This is a genomic window from Roseiflexus castenholzii DSM 13941, assembly GCF_000017805.1.
Taxonomy (GTDB): Bacteria; Chloroflexota; Chloroflexia; order Chloroflexales; family Roseiflexaceae; genus Roseiflexus; species Roseiflexus castenholzii.
In genome coordinates this window covers 5,138,218-5,160,704 of the sequence record NC_009767.1, presented here as the reverse complement: position 1 = coordinate 5,160,704, position 22,487 = coordinate 5,138,218, and the positions used below count along the sequence as shown (strand labels likewise).

Genomic DNA, 22,487 nt, shown 5'->3' with positions numbered 1-22,487 from the left:
GACTCTCCGATGCAATTGTGCAAAGTTCCCTTGACGAACGATGGCTTCTTCTGGTTCAATAACACGAGTAGTATCGTTGGGTTACCCGTGTATTCGGAACGGAACAACATGGACATCATTACCATCGTGCTCTTTGTCCTTGGGCTGGCGCTCTTGATCGTCGGCGCAGAAGGATTGGTGCGCGGCGCATCGCGGATGGCGCTGGGATTGGGGGTATCGCCACTGGTTGTCGGATTGACCGTCGTCGCTTTCGGCACCAGTGCACCTGAGCTGGCAGTCAGCATTCAATCGGCGCTCGCCGGTCCGAATGGCGCAGACGTGGCGCTGGGAAACGTTGTTGGCAGCAACATCGCCAATGTGCTGCTCATTCTGGGCATTTCGGCGGTCATTACACCGCTCGTCGTGCAGCAGCAACTCATCCGTCTCGACGTGCCATTGATGATCGGCGTATCGGCGCTGGTGTTCATCATGGCGATGGACGGCGTCATCAACCGAATCGATGGGCTTATTCTGTTCAGCGGGATTGTGATCTATACCGTCTTTGCGATTCGCCAGAGTCGTAAAGAGTCTGCCGAAGTGCAGCAAGAGTACCGTTCAGAATTCGACACCGGTAAGCCACAATCGGTCGGTGATTGGATCAAGAATATACTGCTGCTTATTGGGGGGCTTGCGTTGCTGGTGCTCGGCGCACGCTGGCTGGTCGACGGGGCGATCAGTGTTGCACGGGCATTTGGCATCAGCGAACTGGTGATCGGACTGACGATTGTCGCGGTTGGAACGTCGCTGCCGGAGATCGCCACCTCAATTATCGCAGCACTGCGCGGCGAACGTGATATTGCGGTTGGGAACGTCGTGGGCAGCAACATTTTTAACCTTCTGTCCGTCCTTGGTCTGAGCAGCATTGTGGCGCCGGTAGGCGTGAATGTCGCACCAGCGGCGCTCAACTTCGATCTGCCGGTCATGCTTGCAGTTGCCGTCGCGTGTCTGCCGATCTTCTTCACCGGCAGACTGATTGCGCGCTGGGAGGGATGGTTGTTCCTGGGGTACTATATCGCATATACGCTCTATCTCATTCTGGCGGCGACGCAGCATGAAGCCCTGCCCGCGTTCAGCACGGTGATGGGATTGTTTGTGCTGCCCTTGACGGCTTTGACGCTGCTTTTTCTGGCATGGCGCGCGTTTCACGCGGAACGGCGCACGGTTGCATCGTGAGCGGATATGAGCGCGACACTCAAGTGGATGTGGGTTCTGGCTGTGGCTCTGGCAACCGGATGCGGCAAAGGCGCTACACCATTGCCAACGCGTCTGGTTCCGACACGCATGCCAACCATCGCTCCTTCGCCGACAAGCACAGAGCCGGGTTCCGCCGATAGCGGATGGGTTGTCGCTGCACGCGGCATCGAGGTCCGCAATCTGGCGGTTGCCGGGGTCGTGCCGGACACTGCCGCCCCGATCTATGCGGTGCGGCTTGATCCAGCATTGGTGCGTCTGCGCGTTCGCTATGCGCCCGACACACCGCAACTTCTCCGTACCTGGGTCGCAGCGCACCATCCGCTGGTTGCAATCAACGGTGGCTTCTTTACCGCAGACAATCAGGCAACGGCGCTCATCGTGGCGGATGGCGAAGCACACGGCGCGTCCTACGCCGGTTTCGGCGGCATGCTCGCCGCATCCGCCGACGGGCGAGTCTGGATCCAGGCGCTGCGGGAAGAGCCATATGACCCTGCGGTTCGGCTCGATCAGGCGATCCAGTCGTTTCCGATGCTGGTCTATCCTGGAGGTGTCGTTGCCGAAATCTCTGACAATGGGCAGCGCGCGCGCCGCACTGCGGTTGCAATGGATCGCGCAGGGCGCCTCCTGATCATTGTCTGCCCAACCAGTGCATTTTCGCTCCAGGCACTGGCGACCTGGCTGGCATCCTCAGACCTGGAGATTGATCGCGCACTCAATTTCGATGGCGGCTCATCGAGTGGTCTGTTTGTGGACGTGGGTGATGTGCGCTGGCAGATCGACTCCTTCACAACATTGCCTTCGGTGCTGCTGATCGAACCGCGCACGTCGTAAACGGTGACCGTATTAGCCCGGACCGGCAATGTCGCGGGTGCGAAAGAGGTGCAACGAAAGGACCAAGAACAGCGTCGAGTAGACGGCAACCACGAGGGTCGCCTGGAGTGGCGAGGGCAGTTGGGAGAGATCGAGCGGTGCTGTCGTTTCCGGACGCAGTCCGAAGGCATGGCGGTTCATCAGCGTCAGGGTATTGATATTCTGCCCGATGGTCAAATTGTACACCAGCGCCCAGACGCCTCCGAGAACGCGCAGCAACGCCAGCGCGCCGAAACCTGCTTCGACAATGATGTAGGAGAGGCCGACCGCCAGCCCTCCAAGCAGCGAACGGGTGAGCAATGCGGCATAGACCGTCAGGAGGACGTATGGCAGCAACACATAGAGCGCGCGGAGGACCCCCAGGATCAGGTTTGCCAGATCGCCGGAGGAAATGCGCACACTCGCACCGAGGAGCGGCGCCACAATCACCCCCAGAAGCGACGCAAGCGCCACTGCCAGCAGCGTTGCCGCCGCCAGCGCGAGCATAATCGTCGCCAGCTTCGCCAGCAGGTAGCGACCTCGCGCCGGATCACGCGCCAGATGGGTGCGGAGCGTCCCCCAACTATACTCGCTGCCAATCGCGCCAGCCGCGAAAATGACGGCAAAAATGCCGCCCAAACCATTGACGTGACTGAGAGCCGTTGCAAAGATCCCGGGAAAAAGGATGCCACGCCGCCACTCCTCGAATTGAGCGCTCACCACGCCGCTTCGCACCGGCATGCCGACCGTCAGCGCAAACTGAACCAGCACCTGTACCACGAGCAGCACGAGAAAAATCGTCAGCAGGATCCAGCTCAACGGACGGCGCGACAGTTTGAGCCATTCCGCGCGAATGAGATTAATCATCACCGTTCACGCTCAGCGGTCACTTCGAGGAAGAACTCTTCCAGACTGGTTTCGTAATGACGAATTTCCGCCACCGGCACGCCGCCAGCGGTCAACAGTGCATTGAGATCGGCAGTACGATCACCCGGCGCGTCGATCAGGAATGCGTCGCCATACGTGCTGATGCGCGAAACCCATGGCGTCGAACGGAGAATCGCTTCCGCCCGCTCACGTTCACCGATCGTGCGCACCAGCACGCCGCGCCGCAACAGGGATGCCACATCACCCTGGGCAATAATGCGCCCCTGCTTGAGAATAGCGACGCGCTGGCAGACCTGCTCGACCTCGTGGAGCAGATGACTGCACAGGAACACCGTGCGCCCACTGCCCGACAGCGAGCGCACCAGATTGCGAATCTCGAGTTGCCCGGCGGGATCGAGACCATTGGTTGGTTCATCGAGCATAATCAGGCGTGGTTCGTGCAGGAGCGCCGCAGCAATCCCCAACCGTTGCTTCATGCCCTGGGAGTATGCACTGAAGCGATCACGTCCCCGAGCCGTCAGATCGACTTGCGCCAGCGCCTCATCGACGCGACGGTCGGGAAGACCGGCGGCGCGCGCCAGCACCCGGAGATTATCGCGCCCGGAGAGATAAGGATAAAACGCCGGCGCTTCGATCATCGCGCCTACCTCACGGAGCGCGGCTGCCGCCTCACGCTGAATGTCGTATCCGAGCACGAATGCCCGACCTGACGTGGGACGAATCAGCCCCAAGAGCATCCCGATCGTCGTCGTTTTCCCTGCACCATTCGGACCAAGGAAACCAAAAATCTCGCCGGGACGAATTTCGAGATTAATGCGATCGACCGCGACGCGATCGCCAAACCGCTTGGTCAATTCTTCGGTGCGAATGACCGCGTCCATAGACGATCCTTCATTTACGCCAAACTGGCGAGCGACGACGTTCCAAAGTGAAAGCGAAGCGCATCAGGCAACGTAACCCGCCAGCCGGCGAAACTGCGCCCGCCGGCAAACTCCTGGTACGAAACCACCGCGCCGCCGCTTACCAGGACGCTGCACAACGCCTGCGTCGACTCAACGGCTGCGGGATCATCATATCGCCCGACATCCACATAACAACGCGGGGCATCCTCTCTGCGCACATCACGACGATCCAGCAGCGCGGCAACCCGCCGGATTGGTGGCGTCTGCGGCGATTGCGCCAGGGCGCCGCCAAAGAGGTCGGGGCGTTGGAGTGCAATCATCAATGCGCGAGTTGCATACTCATCGGCGCCGCCAATAATCCGGTCGAGCGGATCGTGGGAGGTGGCGTACCGGGCATCGATCCAGGGCGCCACATCATCAACGACAAAGCGCAACCCGACCACAGACGACACACGCACCGGCGGCGGCTCGATCAACACAGCAATAACCGGCGACATCTCGTTCTGGTCGATCATGAGATCGAGCATCAGGGGCAGCTCTGCCGAGAGCAGATACGCCTCGCCATCGAGCAGATAGAGCGTCGGATAGCGCCGTGCAGCGGGATCGTACTCCGGAGGCAGGTACACCCACAGACGCCGCCAGCAACCCAGGGCGGCGCTCCATAGCCCATGGATGCCGGCAAACATCGGCGTTTCGGCGAGCGTATCGAACCCGGCGATGAGCGACGCAGCGCCAGGCATCTCAAGCACCGACATCATCCGTAGCGGGTTGGTCATCACGATTCGCTGCGGATTCAGCGGATCGGGCACGCACCGGTCGAGCCAGCGTGCGCGCGCCGCAGTCTCGGATGCATCGACCGCAAACGCATAGGCAATGTGCGCATCGAGCGGCAGATGCATCGTCAGGTAAAAGAGATCGCTTCCCTGCAACCGGGTCATCTGCGTCCGATCCAGACGATAGCCCAGAACATCGCCGACGACCGACACCGATTGTGCGGTGGAACTACGGAACAGCCAGGTCACAGCGCCATCGTACTCAATGAGAGGAGCTGGCATATCGCCGCCAGCCGCCAGGAACTCATCGATCAGCGCAGTAATTGTTTCAGGTGATGCGTCATTGGACACGCGACGCTCAACCTCAGCGCGCAGATCGGTAAACGTCGGACGGAACAGAGCGCTACCACTCATTCAGAACCTCCTCGCAACGACATCAGGTTGCTGCAGCGCCCTGGCGAGCGCTACGCGATTTCTGCATACGTACCGTTATCGAGGGTTGATGAGGTACGCTCTCCTACTCTCGCGCCAGTTCCTGCTCCAGCGCCTGTTGCACCGCCTGCGGATTCGCCTGCCCACGCGAGGCTTTCATCACCTGCCCGATCAGGAATTTGATGGCGGTCGCCTTGCCCCGCCGATATTCTTCGACCACCTTCGGATTGCCGGTGATCGCCTGCCGTACCAGATCCGTCAGCGCGTCACCCGCTCCAATGACTGCCAGACCGCGCTCGGCGACGATCGTCGCCGGAGAGCGCCCTTCGCGGAAAGAAGCCTCGAACGCTTCTTTGGCGCTGGTGCGTGTAATCACGCCCTGGTTCAGCAATTCCTGCACTTCGCCAATGTAGTCGGGGCGAAGGCGTTGCGCAGCGATCTCAAGCGTCTCGCCGGTTTCCTTGAGCAAACGGAAGAACTCACCCGTCATCCAGTTCGCCACATCCTTCGGCGTTACGCCACGTATGCGCGCTGCTGCGACTGCCTGCTCATAAAAATCAGAAACGGCACGCTCATCAGTCAACACACCAGCGTCATACGCAGTCAATTCGTACTCCTCGATAAAGCGTCTACGACGGGCATCGGGCAATTCCGGCAGTTCAGCGCGCCGTTCGGCGATCCAGACATCAGTCAGGTGCAACGGCGGAATATCCGGTTCCGGGAAGTAGCGATAATCCTCGGCAAACTCCTTCGTGCGCTGCGCAACCGTCGTCCCGCTGGTTTCGTCCCAACCGCGCGTTGATTGAACGATCGGCTCACCGGCTTTGAGCGCCCGAATCTGACGTTCGATCTCATACGCCAGCGCCCGCTCGACGAAGCGAAACGAGTTGATATTTTTGATCTCGACTTTGGCGCCATATTCTTGCTGCCCGACCGGGCGCACCGAGACGTTGGCGTCGCAGCGCAGCGCACCCGACTCCATATCGCCGCTGTTGACGCCAATCCAGACCAGAATCTGGCGCAGTTTCTGAAAATAGCGACGCGCCTCCTCTGGCGAAGAAAGATCCGGCTTCGAGACGATCTCCATGAGCGGCACGCCAGCGCGGTTAAAATCGACCAGCGACCCGCCATCGTTCGTATGCACCAGTTTGCCGGTGTCTTCTTCGATATGCACGCGCGTCAGCCCTATCCGCTTTGGCCCGTGGTCCCCCTCGATCTCCACCCACCCATCGACGCAGAGCGGATCGTCGTACTGGCTGCGCTGATAGCCGGATGGAAGGTCGGCATAGAAATAATTCTTCCGGCTAATGACGTTTTCGTTGGAAATGCGACAGTTGAGCGCCAGACCGGTGAGCGCTGCGAGTTCGATAGCGCGCCGGTTCGGCACCGGCAGCGCACCAGGCAACCCCATGCACACCGGGCAAACATGCGTATTGGGTGGCGCATGTGCATAATCGGCGCTGCAACCGCAGAACATTTTCGAGCGCGTCAGAATCTGCGCGTGGATTTCAAGCCCAATGGTCACAAGATAGTCCATGCATGTCCCCGCACTGCTGCTGTTCCTGTTTCAGCATTATAGCATCAGCCAAGCTTGTATCCGATCTGACGGAGAAACCCTTTGCGCCAGGCAATATCGTCTTCGCTCTCGACGCCTGCGGGAGGACTGCCGTCGATCACGCCGAGCACGCCACGCCCCTGGTCTGTCACGGCGACGACGACTTCGAGCGGATTGGCTGTGGCACAGAAAATACGGCACACTTCGGGAACCGCCTTGATAGCATTGAGCACATTGATCGGGTAGTATCCCGCTCCTAACACAACGATAAATGTGTGACCGGCGCCGATCGCCAGTGCGTTGCGCCGCGCCAGATCGATCAACGCCTCTTCGGAGCCGCTCCAGCGCACCAGACATTTGCCGGATGCCTCACAGAACGCCAGACCGAACTTGATGCCGGGAACGGTGTTGACCAGCGCCTCATGGATGTCTTCGACCGTTTTGATGAAATGCGTCTGCCCCAGAATAATGTTCAGTCCATCCGGGTTTTCGACCTTTACGGTTGTAAGTTGCATATGCGACTCCTGTCGTGGAGGATGAACGATGGCGTTTCTACCGCTGTTTGACGCTCCCTGCTGCGGTTGGTATAATCGGCGTCATTATAGAACAAGAACGCCCCGCGTGCAGGAGAAGCCCGCCATGGACCCGAGTTACTTTGTCACTCCGAACCCCAACTTTGGCCCCCCGGAATGGGTTTTTTTTATTGCTCAGTTTGTGGTGGCCATCGCCGGCGCATACCTGACTTTTATGCACGCCGATGCGAACCCGGTGCGCGGACCGGCGCTGCGCCGTCTGGGGTATGCGATGCTCATCCTGGGTTTGCTGGGAGCGATTGTTGGTGCGCTGCGGCGCAGCGCCATCGAGCCATTCACGGCGCCGTACTGGATAACGATCATTACGGTGCTGTCCATTGCGCTGATCATCTATGCTATCTACTACGCCACCTCCGTCTATCCGGGGCAGCTTGCGGCGTGGGAAGCGTCGCAGCGCGGCAAGGGCGCACGAGCCGCTGCGCGTCCACAGCCGACACAACGCTCGAACGTGCGTGAAGGCGCCGCGCGCGAAGAAAAAGTTGTCGCCAATGGTGCTGCGCCACGACCATCGGGCAGTCGGCGCGCCGCCCGACGTGAGCATAAGCGGCGGAATAAGTAGGGGCAGGGGTTAACATCACTCATCCTTAACTCCCGACAACCGACTCCTCTTCCACAAACGACGTCTGCCGCAGCATCAGGAAGCCGCCAATCCGGTACGCCAGCGTAGCGTCGATACGGTAGGGACCGCCGGGCACACCCGCGAGCGGCGCTTCGACGAACTCCTGGTCGCCGCCGATGGTAGCGCTGCCCATGGCGCCGTGTGCGCCGACAACGTCGAGGACGACAAACTGCGGGCGCGCGCCCCGCGCGTACCGAAGTGACATGCTCGCCACCGGCGGCATTGCTGCGCTGACATGCGTGACCCGCACAAGACGCAGCCGCGCGGGGCGCGCGCCGGCTATCAATGCCGCCAACGCCAGCACTCCAACACTGATTGCACCCCAGCGTCGCCACCGCATCCCGGCGCCCCGCTACGCCACACCAATATCCCACGCCGCCTTCAGATCTTGCGCCGAATACCGACGAAACGCCAGAATGGTGTTGGTGCGCCTGATACCGTCGATCCGCGCCAGGCTTTCCGGCACAACCTCGGCAAGTTGCTCGTACTCCGCCAATCGAAGCACCGCAATGATGTCGAAGTCGCCGGTGACACTGTAGACCTCCGCAACATTCGGCAGGTTGGCGACTGTCTGCGCGATCTGCGCGATCTTTGCCGGTTCAGCCTGAATGAGCACGAAAGCGGTGAGCATCGAAGGTCCTTTCCATTCTCGTGTATAATTGGCGTCGTTGTCGCTCGAATCGCGTGGTCGTGGAATGGCAACACACTCATTTATGATAGCAGGTTGAGCGGCACACGCAACTCTGCAAAGGGTATCGTCGGTGCGATAGGGCAGCAGGACCAAATGATGACCGAGAAGCGATCAGCAGTGGATGATCTCGTTGTTCCGAAGAACGGCATCGCCTGGTTGTGGCGCTACACGACGGCTCAGTGGAACCGGCTCTTTGGTTTGAATGTCAGCCGCCTCGACGATCTGCTGTACGTCGGCGGCGAATTTCATGCCGGTCAATGGCCTCATCTGCGCGCGCTCGGTATTCGCGCCGTGCTGAGTCTTCAGGCAGAACGCGAGGATGTCTTCGAGGGACCGCCGCCGGATCGCGTGCTGCGACTGGAGGTGGTTGATTTTCACCCACCCACTATCGAGCAATTGCGCCGGGCAGTCGCGTTTGTCAGCGCCGCACACGCCGATGGGCTGCCCACGCTGATCCATTGTCACGCCGGAGTGGGACGCGCACCACTGACAACCGCCGCATACCTGGTGGCGCAGGGGATGACGAGCAGCGAGGCGCTGGAGCAGGTGCGTCGCGCCCGTCCGATCATCGGGCTGAATGAGCGACAGATGCAGCGGCTGATCGAGTGGGAACAGGCGATGCGTGGGTGATCTGCTATAATTGCCGCCCTGATGAAGCCTTTTGATAGTGCGCTGAAGAGCAATGTGCTCCGCTCCGGCGGGGCGACGACGCGATACGCCGTCATTCCGGCGCTACTGGCGGTCGGGTGGCTGGCAGCGATTGCCGTCTTTGGTTCGTCCGACGTTCTTGTCTGGGCGCTTTCGAGCGCCGGAAGGCTGGCATTGCCGGCAGGCGCAGCGCTGGCGCTCTGGATTGTTCCAGGGATGGCATTGATCAGCCTGCTCTGGCGCGACCATACCTTGAGCGTCATCGAGCGCATTGGCGTGGCGTGGGGGATCGGAGCAGCGCTGCCGCCGATCCTGTTGCTTCTGGCGGATCTTCTCGATCTGCCCTGGAATCGTCTCACGACGATCATGTATGTGGTTCTTGCCGTGAGTGTCTGGCTGTTTGCAGTGTGGCGCAACACAAAGGCGTCAGAACGCGCGCCACAGCGTGATCCGGCGAACGGACGGATTGCTCAAGGCTATATCGTCCCCCTGATGATCGGTCTCGTGGCGCTGGCGCTGATTGCCCGTCTCTATACCACGCGCGAGATGCTGGTTGGCTCCAATGTGGACAGCTATCATCACACGCTGATTGTGCAACTGCTGGTCGAGCGACAGGGGTTGTTCCAGTCATGGGAGCCGTATGCGCCACTGGCAACCCTGACGTATCACTACGGCTTCCATGCCAATGCGGCATTCGTTTCGTGGCTCACCGGCATCCCGGCGACACGCGCTGTCGTTGAGGTCGGGCAAATAATGAATGCAGCCACGCTTCTCACTGTCTTTGCATTGACTGTCCGCTTGACCGGCAGCGTGATCGCTGGCGTATGGGCGGCGCTGATTGTCGGGTTCTATAATACGTTGCCGGCCTTTTTGACGTTTTGGGGGCGCAATCCTTTCGTTACGAGCCACGTTATTCTCGGCGCTGTGCTGATCGTCTGGATAGCAGCCATCGAGTCGCCGCGCCACAATTGGCGATTGCTGGCGTTGGCAGGGATCGTGAGCGCCGGGCTGTCGTTGAGTCATTATCAGACAACCATCCTGGCAGCGCCGATGATCCTGGTCTCTCTGCTGACGCTGCGTTTGCACGCTTCACCCGGCATGATGCTGGCGACTCTGGGACACGCCGCGACGATTGGCGCTGTCGCGCTTCTGCTGACGCTGCCATGGCTGCTGCACGTCTCGAGTGGCTATCTGGATCGAAATGTGGTGCATGCCATGCGCCCCGAAGCCGCAGCCGGGCAGATTCTGGCGGCAGCGGTACCCGCTCTTGCACCGCTTTATCTCAAAGGTCCGGTCATTGCAGCCGCGCTGATTGGTCTGGCGCTGGCAGCGCGACGACGCTCCTGGCATGCGCTCCTGCCCGCCGGGTGGGTGCTGGCGGCTCTGGCGACCGCGATGCCGCATCTGCTCGGATTGCCCGGCATCGGAGTGGTTCAGGGAGATGTTGCCGCTATGATTCTCTACCTGATGGCAACGCCGCTGGCAGGCGTCACACTGGCATCGATCGGCGAAGTGCTGGAACGGGTTGCACCACGACTGGCGATCATTCCCATCGCAACCGCCATCATCCTCGTCAGCGCCTGGGGTGTTGGATGGCAACGCGATCTGGTTCCAGCGTATATGCGAATGGTTACGCCAGCGGATATGCAGGCAATGGAATGGGTGCGCGCGAATACGCCGCCGGCTGCGCGTTTCATTGTCAACAGTCATCCGATCTATGGCGGTGATATGATCGTCGGAACGGACGCCGGATGGTGGTTGCCGTTCTTTGCCGGACGACAGACGAATGTGCCGCCGATGACATATGGGAGCGAGTTGAGCGTCGATCCGCAGTATGCATTAGACATCAACGCACTGGCGCGCGACCTGCGACGCCGACCGTTGACCGATGGCCGTCCTGTGGTGATTGATCTGACACTTCCTGAAACGATTGATCGGTTACGTAGTGCTGGCTATACCTTCGTCTATAGCGGCGCGCAATCGATTGCCGGTCCCGGCGGCATTCCGGCGCCAGACCGTATCGATACCGCCAGATTGCGTACAAGTCCGCACTTCCGCCTGGTGTACGACCGGGACGGCGTTGAAATCTTCGAGTTGGTGACGCAATGAAAATTACTCTGATCGGTCCGACTTACCCATTTCGCGGTGGCATTGCGCACTACACCACGCTCCTGACCCATCATCTGCGCCAGCACCACGATGTCCGGTTGATCTCGTACCTCAAGCAGTATCCCAAATGGCTCTACCCCGGCAATACGGCGATGGACCCCAGTCCTGATGAGAGTGCGCTACGTATCGAGTGCGACCGGGTGCTGACCCCGATGAATCCGCTGACCTGGTGGCGGGCCTTTCGCATGATCCAGCGCGATAACCCTGATCTGTTGCTGCTTCAGTGGTGGACGCCGTTCTGGTCGCCGATGTTGTTTGTGCTGACCCGGTTGGTGCACCGGCATACGAATGTGCGCATCCTTTTTTTATGCCATCACGTCATTGCTCCTGATGGTGGTATGTTCGACTGGTATCTGGCGCGGCGTATTCTCTGGCGTGGGCATGCCTTCATTGTGATGAGCGAAGAAGATTTCGCACTGCTGCGGCGCGCGCTGCCGTGGGCGCGCATCAAAGGGGTCACCCACCCACCCTACGATGTGTTCAGCCGCACGCCGTTGCCGCGTGCCGACGCGCGCGCCCGCCTTGGTTTGAACGCCGATGATCCGGTGCTGCTCTTCTTCGGGTTTATCCGGCGCTACAAAGGGCTGCGTCATCTGATACGGGCGCTGCCGCTGGTTCGTCAGCACATTCCTGCGCGATTGTTGATCGTCGGCGAGTTCTGGGAGGATGATCGTCCGTATCGCAGTCTGGTGCGCGAACTCGGTCTCGACGACGTGGTGCATTTCCATAGCGAGTATGTTCCCAACGAACAGATCGCGGTCTATTTCTCGGCATGTGATGCGGTCGTACTCCCCTATCTCGAAGCGACGCAAAGTGGTGTGGCGCAACTGGCAATCGGGTTCGAGAAGCCGATGATTGCAACGTCGGTCGGCGGGATGCCGGAGACCATCCACGACGGTGAAACCGGATTGATTGTTCCGCCAGGGGATAGCGTTGCACTGGCGGATGCCATTGTGCGCTTTTTCCGTGAGGGGCTGGCTGAACCGTTTGCCCAAAACATCCGTGTGGCGCGCGAGCGCGACTCATGGATGCCGCTGGTGCGCCTGATCGAAGAACTGGCGGAACCGTCCGCAGCGCACGCCGAACAACCGGCGCCGCAGACGGCGTCGCCGAGGGTGTTGTAACGCTTCAGACCCTATGAAGAATACGATCTATCGCGGTCGACCGATCCGCTATGGGTACACGGGTATCGAGAAGCGCCTTGCTGCACTGCGGACGATGCGATCCTGGCATGGCGCGCGGGCGCTTGATGTGGGTTGTGGTAACGGCGCCTATACCCTGGCAATCGGGAGTGAAGCCGCGCTGGTCTGGGGTGTCGATATCGATCAGCACTGGCTGAACGAATTTATTCGCCATCCTCAGATCAAGCCAACAATTGGCGTGGGGCAGGCTGATGGCGCATGGTTGCCATTTCAGAACGCCGCCTTTGACGTTGTTTTTTGTATTGAGACGATTGAACACGTTACAGACGAGCGAGCCGTGTTGCGCGAAATCCGGCGCGTCCTGCGCAAGGATGGAACACTGTTGCTGACGGCGCCAAACAAATGGTTTCCATTCGAGACCCATGGATTGCGCGGCATCCCGCATAGTTATTTTATCGCGTTTGCTTCATGGCTGCCCGATCCGCTTCATCATCGGTATGCCAACGCCCGCATCTACACGGCACGCAGCATCCGACAACTGCTCGAAGAGACGGGGTGGCGTGATATTCGCGTCGATTGGATGTCGCCGCCATTCGATATGCTGCGCCCACGTGAACTGCAACCGCTGTTTCGCGCTGTCGCCAACCTTCTTGATCGGACGCCCTGCCGCCGGTTTGGCGTCTCGCTGATTGTCGCCGCGACAAAATAGCATGCGCATCGCATTCCTGTGCACATCCGGTCTCGATTATCCATCGCCGCGCGGGCGCTGGCTGCCGCTGGCGCGCCGCCTGGCGCGCGAGGGGTACGAACCGCATCTGCTGATGCTCCACCCGACTTTCGACCGGCTGAAGGTACGACAGTTCGCCCATGACGGGGTGCATTGCGCCTATGTCGGGCAGATGCACGTGTACGGGCTGCCCGGCGAGCGACGGCACTTCGGCGCGCTGGAACTGGCGTCGGTTTCACTGCAAGGCGCCCTGGCACTGGCGCTGGCAACCGTCCGCCTGCGCCCCGATGCCATCCATGTGGCGAAGCCGCAGCCGATCAATGGGCTGGCTGGCATCCTGGCGGCACGCAACGGCACGGCGCTGTATGTCGATTGCGACGATTACGAGGCGGAGGCAAATCGTTTTGGCGGCGCCTGGCAACGGCGGGTTGTGGCATGGTGGGAGGATCGCCTGCCACAGATGGCGCGTGGAGTGAGCGTCAATACGCACTTCCTCTATGATCGTCTGCGATGCCTGGGGGCGCCCGAACAACGCTTGCGCTACGTTCCAAATGGCATCGATCTGGAACGGCAGACGCCGCCGGACGCGCGTCAGGTCGCGGCACTACGCACGGCGCTTGGTCTAACCCATCATCCGACGGTGGTCTATCTCGGCGCAATCAGCGCCGTGGCGCATGGGGTGCGTCTGCTCATTGATGCGTTTGCGATGTTGGGGAAACATCTCCCCACGGCACGCCTCGTGATCATTGGCGACGGCGATGATCGTCCGGCGCTGATGGCATATGCCCGGGCGCGTGGTCTGGAGCGGACGATCATCTGGGCAGGGCGCATTCCACCTGAAACTGCGCTCACATGGCTGGCAGTCGGCGATTGTTCGGTCGATCCGGTGGAAGCGACGCCAGCCGCCGCTGCGCGATCGCCGCTCAAGATTGTCGAAAGTATGGCGGTAGGGGTGCCGGTCGTGACCGGCGACGTTGGCGACCGGCGTGAGATGCTCGGCGACACTGCCGGGCTGATCGTTTCTCCCGGCGATGCGCGCGCGCTGGCGGATGGCATAACGACCTTGTTGACCGATCCGACGTATCGCGCGCAACTGGCGCAGGGGGCGCGTCTGCGAGCGGAGGCTTACAATTGGAACCGGCTGGCATGCGTCTGGCAGACGCTCTATCAGATCGGCGCATCATCGCTGTGACGTGTGCTATACTGCAAACGAGATAGCGATTTTCCCGGGCATTCGTTGGTATGCCTCGCCGCTTGCCGTCGAGGAGGACGCGTGCGTGTGCTGCGACAGATCGGTGTGATCTGGACCGGCGCTTTGCTGGTCATTGTGGTGGCGTCCCTGGCGCTGCCAGGAGCGCGTTTCCTCATCCTCCCCGCGCTCTCCGCCGTTCCTGCGGTTGTTTCAGTGTCGCCGCCTGATGGCGCGCGCAGTGTGTCGCCACGCGCGGTGCTCACTATTCAGTTCAGTGCATCGATGAATCCGCCGAGCGTCGAGCATGCGTTGCGTATCGATCCCGCGACGGATGTCGTCTATGGTTGGGATTTGGATCGCACAACACTGACGATCACGCCAACGACTGCGCTTCAGGCTGGCGTGCGTTACCACATCACGGTTGCGGAAACGGCGCTGAGTCGGTATTTTCGCCCGCTGGCGCAACCGTTCACGTTCGCCTTCGAGACAGCGCCGCCTGCTGCCATCACTGCCCTGTTGCCCCGCGATGGCAGTGTTGACGTCGCACTCGATACGCTGGTCGGTGTGCGGTTTAGCCGCCCGATTGTTTCGCTCGACGCCCTTGCCCGCTCTGCGACGCTGCCTGCTCTCCGGAGCGACCCGCCGCTGGCGGGAAGCGTCACCTGGCTCGACCCGGCGACGTTGCTGTTCCGTCCATCCGAGCCGCTGCGCCCTGGCGTGCGCTATACCTTCTCCCTCGATCCAGACCTGACCGATCAGAGTGGTGTTCCGCTTGGACGAGCCTATACCTGGTCGTTTACAACGCTGGCGCCGATGGTGCGTGAGGTGTCGCCGCCGCCGAATGCGCGCCTGGTGGGACCGTATGAACCGCTGCGCATGGTGTTTTCGCAACCGGTCGATCTTCAGGCGCTCGAAGCCGCACTTTCGATTACGCCTGCGGCGCCTGGGACGCTTGAAGAAGCGCTTTTGCCCGATGGCACGCAGATTGTGACATATACGCCCACCATTGCGTGGCAGGCAGGAACCGCTTACACCGTTGCGCTTCCGGCGGCGCTGGCGGATGGAACGGCGCTCCTGGCACAACCGTATCGCTGGAGTTTCGTTACCGCGCCAAAACCGGCATTGATCGGACGGTTCCCCGGCGAGGGGCAACTGCTTCCGCCTGGAAGCAATGTGCGCCTGATCTTCAGCACTCCGGTCGATGCCGAGGCGCTGCGCGCACAACTGCGTATCGATCCGCCGGTCGATGCCCTGCGTGTGACCACCAACGATGGTGAAGCGCGCATCGATGCATCGCTCCAGGCGGCAACGCTGTATACCATCACCATCCCGGCATCGCTCACCGATCGTGCCGGCGTTGCGCTCGAACGTGACTATCAGGTGCGTTTTTTTACGGCGCCTGCTGTACCATCGTTGACCCTGCCAGAGGCGACCGGGCGTGTGATCCAGGCGCTTCCCGATCAGACCATTGGCGTGTTGACGCGACGGACGAATCTCTCGGAATTGCGGCTGGCGCTCTATCGGCTCGATGAGGCCACGCTGCTGCGCGCCTTGAGTTTTAGCGACTCGGAATGGACTGCCTTTGAGCCGTCACGCTACGGACTGTCACTCTTGCGCTCATGGTCCGAACCACTCGCCGATCCGCTCAATACAACGGTCGAATCGAACGTGACGGTGACGCTCGACGATGGCTCGCCGCCGCCATCGGGCATCTACTTCCTGCGCCTCCGCACGCCCGAACGCGCAGGAACCGGCGTCATTCTCGTTGTCTCGCGCGCTGCGCTCTCGCTTCAGGTCATTGGGCAACGCGCAATTGTGTGGACAACGGATACGGTCAGCGCAACGGTGATCCCTGATGCGCCGCTTGCACTTTACCGTCAAGGTTCACCGGTCGCCGTCGGGCGCAGCGATGACCGCGGGGTGTGGACCATCGATTTGAGCAGTATGAATCCGCGCGATCTTGTGGCGATCAGCAGCGATCTGTCCACATTCGCTGCATTGGAAACGCCACCACCGACCGCGCCTGCGCCGCGCCTGCGCATTGTTCTGGCAACCGACCGCACTGTCTATTCGCCAGGCGCACAGGTATCGATCCGCGGTTTTGCCCGTCAGGTTGACGGGCAATCGTTCGAACCGCCAACGCCAGGATTGCCGCTCTCTCTTGAAGTGCGCGATCCATCCGGTCGCACAGTGCAGAAGCGGATCACCCTCGATGGAACAGGCGTCTTTGAGACAACGTTGCCGCTTTCAGACAATGCGCAACCCGGTATCTATCGTGTTTCGACACCGCAGGATACAGACAGCACACTTGCATTTTATGTCGATGAATCGATGCCGCTCCGTGTGACGGTCGCCAGGGATCACAACAACGATGTGCTGGTAACCGTGCGCACCCCGGAAGGACTGCCGGTTGCCGGTGCCGATGTCGCCTGGACTATCGACTGCGAACCGCTGTCCCCTCCAATGAATGGCGAGATCGTGTTCGGCGCAGCCGACCCTCCACCGCCGTTGTCGGGCACAGGAGTAGCCGATAGCAACGGCGTGCTGGTGATTGCCACACCCTCTCTATCGCCTGCTTCGTTCTATCGCTACCGCTTCCGCGCCCGGGTTGCCGAACCATATGGACCTGCAATCACTATCGAACGACTGCTCGAAACGCCGCCTGCGCCACTCGTCGGGCTTCGCACGCTGTCGTCGATTGTCCGTGTGGGGACGCCAGCGAGTGTCGAAGTCATCACACTTATCGGCGATCAGCCGCTCGCCGCACAGCGTGTGCAGATCGAGGCGACGCTGCTCAATGGCGAGGCATCCAATGACGCTGCGGCATCGCCTGTGGATCGACCGATTCTGAGTCGTGTGGTCGAGACCGACAGCGATGGAAGAGCGATATTGAGCGTACCGCTTCCGGCGCCTGGCGTCTATCGGGTGCGCGCTTCACTCGACAGCGTCGCTCAGGCGACTCCGCCAACCGACCTTATTCTGCGCGCATACCAGCCTGGCTTTACCGATTGGCGCGGAGGGCAGCAAGGAACGATGCTGCTGACCGACCGCCGTCAGTATCGACCAGGCGATACGGCGCTGCTCCTGCCGCTCACGGCGCTTCCTGAAGGACCAGCATTGCTGACCGTCCACAGCAGTTCGGGAGATGTCCGGGAAGAATTGCGCACCCTGCGCGCCGGTGAACCGATGACATTGACCCTGACGCCTGATGATGCGCCTGGTGTTTGGGTGACATTGACGCCTGCACTACGCCTGCCCGTTCAACACCCCTTGCAGGTCGATCTACCGGTTGTAGCGGTGGACACGTCGCTGTCACTCACGCTGACGACTGATGCACAAACGTATACACCCGATACGAACGCCACACTCACACTTACCGTCACCAATGCAAACGACACTCCGACACCGGTCGATACGCTGGTACGGATTGTGACCGATGACGCTGAGATGCAGCAAACGGTTGTATGGCGTGTAGAACGAACGAACGACGCCGGTGTGCTGCGCATCAATGCGCGGTTGCCGCGTTCTCCCGGCATCGTTCCGGTGGATGTGTGGGTTGCCGGTGAACGCGGTATCGGCAGAGTCAGCACGCGATTGACCGTCGTTCAACCGGTCGCCGCACAGATTATTGCGCCGCCGTTTGCGCGCGCTGGCGATCAGATCGATACCCGCATTCGTCTCACGACAACCGACGGCATAACGCGAGAAACCAGCGTCGCACTGCGCCTCCCTGATGGAACATCGAGCGTTCAGATCGTCACAATTCCAGCGACAGGCGTGACGTCCCTCCCGTTCACGCTGCGCGCGCCTGATGCTATTGCCCTGGAGGTGCAGGCGACGGTGACAACCGGCGCAGCATTCAGCGAGACAGTGCGCACGACGCTTCCTGTACGCTCGCCTGCCGCAACGATCAGCAGCTCAGGCGGCGCTCTTGTGACCGATCGCTTCGAGACGCAGATCGCAAGACCCGGTGATGGTTCGGCGGAGTGGGGGTGGCTCGATCTCGCCGTTGCACCGTCGCTGAAGGGGCTGTCGCTGGAACAGTCGCGCGCGTTCATGGCACTTCCTGACCGACATTCGCTCGAAGATGCGGCTATCATCCTGATGGCAGCGTCGCTGACAGAGGCGCGCCCGGATGTGCAGGCAGCAACCAAACACCTGGTAGAACGGCAGACAAACGATGGGGGATGGTCATGGCGCTTCGGTGGCGGGTCAAATCCAGCCGTCACTGCCATCGTGCTCGAGGCGCTCGCCGACGCAAAGGCAGCCGGTGTCCCGTTGCCCGACGGGTCGCTTGAACGCGCGACAACCCTGGCGCTTCGTCTTGTGCGTGATCCTGATGTTCCGCTCGAAACGCGCTTCTGCCTGAGTTCTGCGCTGACCCAACTCGGTGTTGTTGAGTCGTTGCTTCCGCGTGACTGGGACGAGGGTGAACTGGACGTTCACGGGATGGCATGCCATCTGTTCGTGTTGCCGCCGGATCAGGCGCGCGTCAGCCCGACGCTGCCCCGGCTCATCAGTCTGGCGCAGCGCGCAGATGGAAAGGCGTGGTGGAGCGCACCGCCCGATAGTGCGTTCCCTTATGACGACGTAGCCACAACGGCGCTGGCGATGCGTGCGATCCATCACGCATCCCCGCGCCATCCGCTGGCAACCGACGCCACGCGTTGGCTGATCGCTCGGATGACGCCAACCGGATGGGGCGACGCGCTGACAACTGCGCGCGTTGTGCAGGCGCTGCGCGTCATTATGCCAGCAGATGCGTCGGCATCCGTTACCCTCTCCCTGAATGGCGCACCCATCACCCTGCCCGATACGCCGGATGCCACGCTGCGCCTGGTTCCCATCCCCATTGCCGATCTGCGCCCAACCAACACGCTGGTTGTCACCAGTAGCGGCGCGCCGGCGCTGGTCGCGTGGCAGACGACACACGCGGTCAGCGCTCCCCTCTCATTCGAAGGCGTCGGTCTGCTCCGCGAATATCTGGACCCACGCACTGGTGCGCCGATCAATCCGGTGGGGTTGAAACAGGGACAGTTGGTGCAGGTGCGGCTGACACTCGCAGCATTCCATGAACGACGCTTTGTGTCGGTGCGTGATGCGCTTCCCGCAGGATTTGCGCTGGTCGAGACCGACGCCGGTTCGATTTTCCAGATTGACGCTTTTGACGACCGGATTGAAATTGCCGCTGAAACATTGCCGCCTGGCATTCACCAATACACCTATCTGGCGCGTGCGTCTGTTGCGGGAGCATACGCTGCACCGCCACCCAAATTGATCCTGCCTGGAGGTCGCGCATTCACCGGCGTGGCGACGGCAAACATGGTGCGGATCGATGCGGCCGCACGAGCATGAATGCCCGCGCGAAGTGCACGCAGCCCCCGCTTGCGCGAAGTGCACTTATACCAATGACCGATGCACATCCAGCATTGTCACCCCGAGCCGCGCGAGGGGTCTTGCGCGACCCGTGCAGATTCCTCGCTGCGCTCGGAATGACAAGTCGCTGCGCTTGGAATAACACGCATGCGGCATCTTCAATCGTCATTGGTATCACCCCTCGCCTCGTCCCTCGCGCCTCACGCCTCGCCCCTCCCGCCTCACCCCTCTCACCTCTCATACCAATGACCGGTGACCATCCGGCATGGTCACCCCGAGCGGCGCGAGGGGTCGTGCGCCACCCGCTTCGATTCCTCGCTGCGTTTACCCTGAGCGAAGCGAAGGGCTCGGAATGACAAGTCGCTGCGCTCGAAATGACAAGTCGCTGCGCTTGGAATGACACGCATGCGGCATCTTCAATCGTCATTGGTATCACCCCTCGCCTCGTCCCTCGCGCCTCACGCCTCGCCCCTCCCGCCTCACCCCTCTCACCTCTCATACCAATGACCGGTGGACATCCAGCATCGTCACCCCGCGCAGCGCGAGGGGTCTTGCGCGACCCGCGCAGATTCCTCGCTGCGTTTACCCTGAGCGAAGCGAAGGGCTCGGAATGACAAGTCGCTGCGCTCGGAATGACCCGTCGCTGCGCTCGGAATGACAAGTCGCTGCGCTCGGAATGACACGCATGCGGCATCGTCAATCGTCATTGGTATGACGTTGACGCCGTTTTCAGACAGATGCGCGCACGCAGCCCCCGCCTGCGCGGAGCTGGCGGCGGGCATCCGCGCTCTCTGTGGCGCGCGGTTGAGTGCGCTCTTTGTTCCTGTCAGGTTGATGGGTTGCCGGTGGATGACGGTTATTTGATATAATTGCCGCACCATGCGCTCGACATTGCCGTTCCGCATTGACCGCATTCTTTCCATTGTGGTGACGACAGCACTGCTGCTGGCGATGTTGCCGGCAGTTGCGCCGCCTGAAACCTCGCTCGTTGTCCAGGAAACGTCCCGGGCAACGCTGCGTGATTCGCCCTTCGGCGTTAACAGCCATCTGGCAACACGCTACTGGGACCCTGCATCAATGCATGTGCCGGCCGACGTCGTCGCGCGCCTGGGGGTCGGTTGGGCGCGTGAGGATTTCCACTGGTTTCGAATCCAGCCAACGCCCGATGCCCCTTACGACTGGACATTCACCGATGAAGCAGTGCGCGCGCTCAATCGACGTGGAGTGAACATTCTGGGAGTCATCGGGCATCCGCCGGGATGGGCAACCCCGTTCCCCGGCGACATTCCGCACGGCGTGTCGTTCTACGCTCCCGATCCGCAACGGTTTGCCGCCTTTGCCGCCGCCGTTGCGCAGCGCTACCGCAACTATATCTCCCATTGGGAAATCTGGAATGAGCCGGACAATCCGTTGTTCTGGAAGCCTGCCCCTGATCCTGTCGCCTATGCCACACTCCTGCGCCTCACTTCCGCCGCGATCCGATCGGTCCATCCAGAGGCGACCATTCTGATCGGCGGGGTCTATTCGTTCGAGCCATCGTTTCTGCGGCAGGTCGCCGAAGCAGGCGCATGGCAGAGTTTCGACATTCTTGCCATCCATCCGTATGTCAGCCCAAGCGCGCCAGAGATCGGCAACCTGGTCGCCGGCGTCGAAGCGGCGCGTTCCGTCGCCGAGCAGTACGGCGCGCGCCCGATCTGGGTCACTGAGATTGGGTGGTCGAGCGGGCGCGGCGACCGCGACCCCGTTGGACTGGTGAATGAGCAGGATCAGGCCAATTTTCTGGTGCGCTCAATGTTATTGCTCTGGAGCGCCGGTGTTGAGAAGGTTTTCTGGTATACGCTCAAGGACGACCCCGGCAACCCCTATGGTCTGGTAGGGACTGGCGTTGGTTATTTCGACTATAGCCGCCTGAAGCCGTCGTTTACCGCATATCGGGTGATGGTGGAGAATCTAGCGGGCGCCGACCTGGTGGTCGTGCGTGATCTGTTCAACCGAACTACCGTGCTCGACTTCGAGCAGTTTGGTTCATGGCGGCGCGGCGATCAGGCGTATGGCGATCTGACGCCGACCGGTGAGCGCGCGCGCAGCGGGCGCGGCGCGGCACAGTTGCGCTACACATTCGCTTCGCGCACCAATGAGTTCATCGTCTTTCGGCGCGAACGCCCGGCGCCCATTCCCGACGGCGCTTACGCGCTGGGGCTGTGGGTGTACGGCGACGGTTCAGGAAACACGCTCAAAGTCTGGGTGCGCGATGCAGAAGGGGAAGTGTTGCAGTTTACCCTGGGTGCAATCGGACCGCCGGGATGGCGCATTCTGGAGGCGCCAATCGTGGGCGTTGCGCCGGAATGGGACCGGATCAGCGGCAATGGCAACGGGCGGGTCGACTTTCCGGCTCGCCTCGACGCGATTGTGCTCGACGATGCACCGGATGACCTTGCCAGCGGAGGGACCATCTATCTCGACGACCTGTTCGCCGTCAGCGGACCGGAAGCGTATGACGCACAGTTTCAGCGCGGCGATACAACCATCGACGTGTTGTGGGCGCCGGCGCCGGTACGCGCCAGCATCCGCACCGGCGCATCGACCGCCGCCCTGATCACACGCGATGGCGGCTCATCGACGATTATCGCCAGCGAGGGTCGCCTGGTCATCGACCTCGGACCGGCGCCGGTGTACGTGGTTCATCGGCGATGAGACA

General features: G+C 61.2%; 17 protein-coding genes. 10 read left to right on the top strand and 7 right to left on the bottom strand.

Going from position 1 to position 22,487, the window contains the following annotated elements; translation table 11 throughout:
* The first annotated feature begins 108 nt into the window (after nt 1-108).
* The gene (locus tag RCAS_RS20520; protein ID WP_012122410.1) at nt 109-1,212 is read left to right on the top strand and encodes a calcium/sodium antiporter; all 1,104 of its coding nucleotides are present in this window, start codon (nt 109-111) and stop codon (nt 1,210-1,212) included.
* A 6-nt stretch (nt 1,213-1,218) separates the two neighbouring features.
* Entirely contained in the window at nt 1,219-2,064 is an 846-nt protein-coding gene (locus tag RCAS_RS20515) for a phosphodiester glycosidase family protein (RefSeq protein ID WP_012122409.1), read from the top strand.
* A 12-nt stretch (nt 2,065-2,076) separates the two neighbouring features.
* Here the strand turns inward: RCAS_RS20515 and RCAS_RS20510 are convergent, their stop codons facing one another.
* The 5 genes from RCAS_RS20510 to RCAS_RS20490 all read right to left on the bottom strand — a co-directional run bounded on the left by RCAS_RS20510 (nt 2,077) and on the right by RCAS_RS20490 (nt 7,147).
* Nucleotides 2,077-2,949 (bottom strand): ABC transporter permease subunit, encoded by an 873-nt coding sequence (locus tag RCAS_RS20510; protein WP_012122408.1) that lies wholly within the window; start codon nt 2,947-2,949, stop codon nt 2,077-2,079.
* On the bottom strand, nt 2,949-3,851 hold the full coding sequence (locus RCAS_RS20505; RefSeq protein WP_012122407.1) for an ABC transporter ATP-binding protein: 903 nt from the start codon (nt 3,849-3,851) through the stop codon (nt 2,949-2,951). The genes RCAS_RS20510 and RCAS_RS20505 overlap by 1 nt, the downstream gene beginning before the upstream one ends.
* 14 nt (nt 3,852-3,865) lie before the next feature.
* Entirely contained in the window at nt 3,866-5,059 is a 1,194-nt protein-coding gene (locus RCAS_RS20500; RefSeq protein WP_012122406.1) for an alpha/beta hydrolase-fold protein, read from the bottom strand.
* A gap of 103 nt (nt 5,060-5,162) precedes the next feature.
* On the bottom strand, nt 5,163-6,614 hold the full coding sequence (gene gatB, locus RCAS_RS20495) for an Asp-tRNA(Asn)/Glu-tRNA(Gln) amidotransferase subunit GatB (RefSeq protein ID WP_012122405.1): 1,452 nt from the start codon (nt 6,612-6,614) through the stop codon (nt 5,163-5,165).
* Between the two features lie 44 nt (nt 6,615-6,658).
* The gene (locus RCAS_RS20490) at nt 6,659-7,147 is read right to left on the bottom strand and encodes an adenosine-specific kinase (RefSeq protein ID WP_012122404.1); all 489 of its coding nucleotides are present in this window, start codon (nt 7,145-7,147) and stop codon (nt 6,659-6,661) included.
* 124 nt (nt 7,148-7,271) lie between these two features.
* Here RCAS_RS20490 and RCAS_RS20485 point away from each other — a divergent pair, with 124 nt between their 5' ends.
* The gene (locus RCAS_RS20485) at nt 7,272-7,784 is read left to right on the top strand and encodes a DUF3784 domain-containing protein (RefSeq protein ID WP_157042720.1); all 513 of its coding nucleotides are present in this window, start codon (nt 7,272-7,274) and stop codon (nt 7,782-7,784) included.
* Between the two features lie 25 nt (nt 7,785-7,809).
* On the opposite strand, the gene RCAS_RS20480 is transcribed toward RCAS_RS20485, so the two are convergent.
* Together RCAS_RS20480 and RCAS_RS20475 are read right to left on the bottom strand one after the other, a co-directional pair.
* Entirely contained in the window at nt 7,810-8,184 is a 375-nt protein-coding gene (locus RCAS_RS20480) for a hypothetical protein (protein ID WP_012122402.1), read from the bottom strand.
* A 12-nt stretch (nt 8,185-8,196) separates the two neighbouring features.
* Nucleotides 8,197-8,475 carry an Lrp/AsnC family transcriptional regulator gene (locus tag RCAS_RS20475; RefSeq protein WP_012122401.1) on the bottom strand — a complete coding sequence of 93 codons (279 nt, stop codon included), beginning with the start codon at nt 8,473-8,475 and terminating at the stop codon, nt 8,197-8,199.
* 153 nt (nt 8,476-8,628) lie between these two features.
* On the opposite strand from RCAS_RS20475, the gene RCAS_RS20470 reads away from it, so the two are divergent.
* The 7 genes from RCAS_RS20470 to RCAS_RS20435 all read left to right on the top strand — a co-directional run bounded on the left by RCAS_RS20470 (nt 8,629) and on the right by RCAS_RS20435 (nt 22,483).
* Nucleotides 8,629-9,165, top strand: coding sequence for a protein-tyrosine phosphatase family protein (locus tag RCAS_RS20470; RefSeq protein ID WP_012122400.1), 537 nt, complete (start codon nt 8,629-8,631; stop codon nt 9,163-9,165).
* Between the two features lie 21 nt (nt 9,166-9,186).
* Nucleotides 9,187-11,292 (top strand): hypothetical protein, encoded by a 2,106-nt coding sequence (locus tag RCAS_RS20465; protein ID WP_012122399.1) that lies wholly within the window; start codon nt 9,187-9,189, stop codon nt 11,290-11,292.
* Complete coding sequence (locus RCAS_RS20460; protein WP_012122398.1) at nt 11,289-12,476, top strand: glycosyltransferase; 1,188 nt, start codon at nt 11,289-11,291, stop codon at nt 12,474-12,476. Before RCAS_RS20465 ends, RCAS_RS20460 begins: the two co-directional genes overlap by 4 nt.
* Nucleotides 12,477-12,489: 13 nt before the next feature.
* On the top strand, nt 12,490-13,203 hold the full coding sequence (locus RCAS_RS20455) for a class I SAM-dependent methyltransferase (RefSeq protein ID WP_012122397.1): 714 nt from the start codon (nt 12,490-12,492) through the stop codon (nt 13,201-13,203).
* A gap of 1 nt (nt 13,204) precedes the next feature.
* Nucleotides 13,205-14,413, top strand: coding sequence for a glycosyltransferase family 4 protein (locus RCAS_RS20450; protein ID WP_012122396.1), 1,209 nt, complete (start codon nt 13,205-13,207; stop codon nt 14,411-14,413).
* Nucleotides 14,414-14,494: 81 nt separating this feature from the next.
* Complete coding sequence (locus RCAS_RS20445) at nt 14,495-19,768, top strand: Ig-like domain-containing alpha-2-macroglobulin family protein (RefSeq protein WP_012122395.1); 5,274 nt, start codon at nt 14,495-14,497, stop codon at nt 19,766-19,768.
* Between the two features lie 912 nt (nt 19,769-20,680).
* Complete coding sequence (locus RCAS_RS20435) at nt 20,681-22,483, top strand: glycosyl hydrolase (RefSeq protein WP_232280082.1); 1,803 nt, start codon at nt 20,681-20,683, stop codon at nt 22,481-22,483.
* The last annotated feature ends 4 nt before the right edge of the window (nt 22,484-22,487 follow it).

Bases quoted from the DNA above. Each gene is read 5' to 3' on its own strand.
- RCAS_RS20460 (WP_012122398.1), top strand. From the start codon at position 11,289: ATGAAAATTACTCTGATCGGTCCGACTTACCCATTTCGCGGTGGCATT.
- RCAS_RS20505 (WP_012122407.1), bottom strand. From the start codon at position 3,851: ATGGACGCGGTCATTCGCACCGAAGAATTGACCAAGCGGTTTGGCGAT.
- RCAS_RS20510 (WP_012122408.1), bottom strand. From the start codon at position 2,949: ATGATTAATCTCATTCGCGCGGAATGGCTCAAACTGTCGCGCCGTCCG.
- gatB (WP_012122405.1), bottom strand. From the start codon at position 6,614: ATGGACTATCTTGTGACCATTGGGCTTGAAATCCACGCGCAGATTCTG.
- RCAS_RS20455 (WP_012122397.1), top strand. From the start codon at position 12,490: ATGAAGAATACGATCTATCGCGGTCGACCGATCCGCTATGGGTACACG.
- RCAS_RS20450 (WP_012122396.1), top strand. From the start codon at position 13,205: ATGCGCATCGCATTCCTGTGCACATCCGGTCTCGATTATCCATCGCCG.
- RCAS_RS20470 (WP_012122400.1), top strand. From the start codon at position 8,629: ATGATGACCGAGAAGCGATCAGCAGTGGATGATCTCGTTGTTCCGAAG.
- RCAS_RS20515 (WP_012122409.1), top strand. From the start codon at position 1,219: ATGAGCGCGACACTCAAGTGGATGTGGGTTCTGGCTGTGGCTCTGGCA.
- RCAS_RS20475 (WP_012122401.1), bottom strand. From the start codon at position 8,475: ATGCTCACCGCTTTCGTGCTCATTCAGGCTGAACCGGCAAAGATCGCG.
- RCAS_RS20465 (WP_012122399.1), top strand. From the start codon at position 9,187: ATGAAGCCTTTTGATAGTGCGCTGAAGAGCAATGTGCTCCGCTCCGGC.
- RCAS_RS20500 (WP_012122406.1), bottom strand. From the start codon at position 5,059: ATGAGTGGTAGCGCTCTGTTCCGTCCGACGTTTACCGATCTGCGCGCT.
- RCAS_RS20520 (WP_012122410.1), top strand. From the start codon at position 109: ATGGACATCATTACCATCGTGCTCTTTGTCCTTGGGCTGGCGCTCTTG.
- RCAS_RS20490 (WP_012122404.1), bottom strand. From the start codon at position 7,147: ATGCAACTTACAACCGTAAAGGTCGAAAACCCGGATGGACTGAACATT.
- RCAS_RS20480 (WP_012122402.1), bottom strand. From the start codon at position 8,184: ATGCGGTGGCGACGCTGGGGTGCAATCAGTGTTGGAGTGCTGGCGTTG.
- RCAS_RS20485 (WP_157042720.1), top strand. From the start codon at position 7,272: ATGGACCCGAGTTACTTTGTCACTCCGAACCCCAACTTTGGCCCCCCG.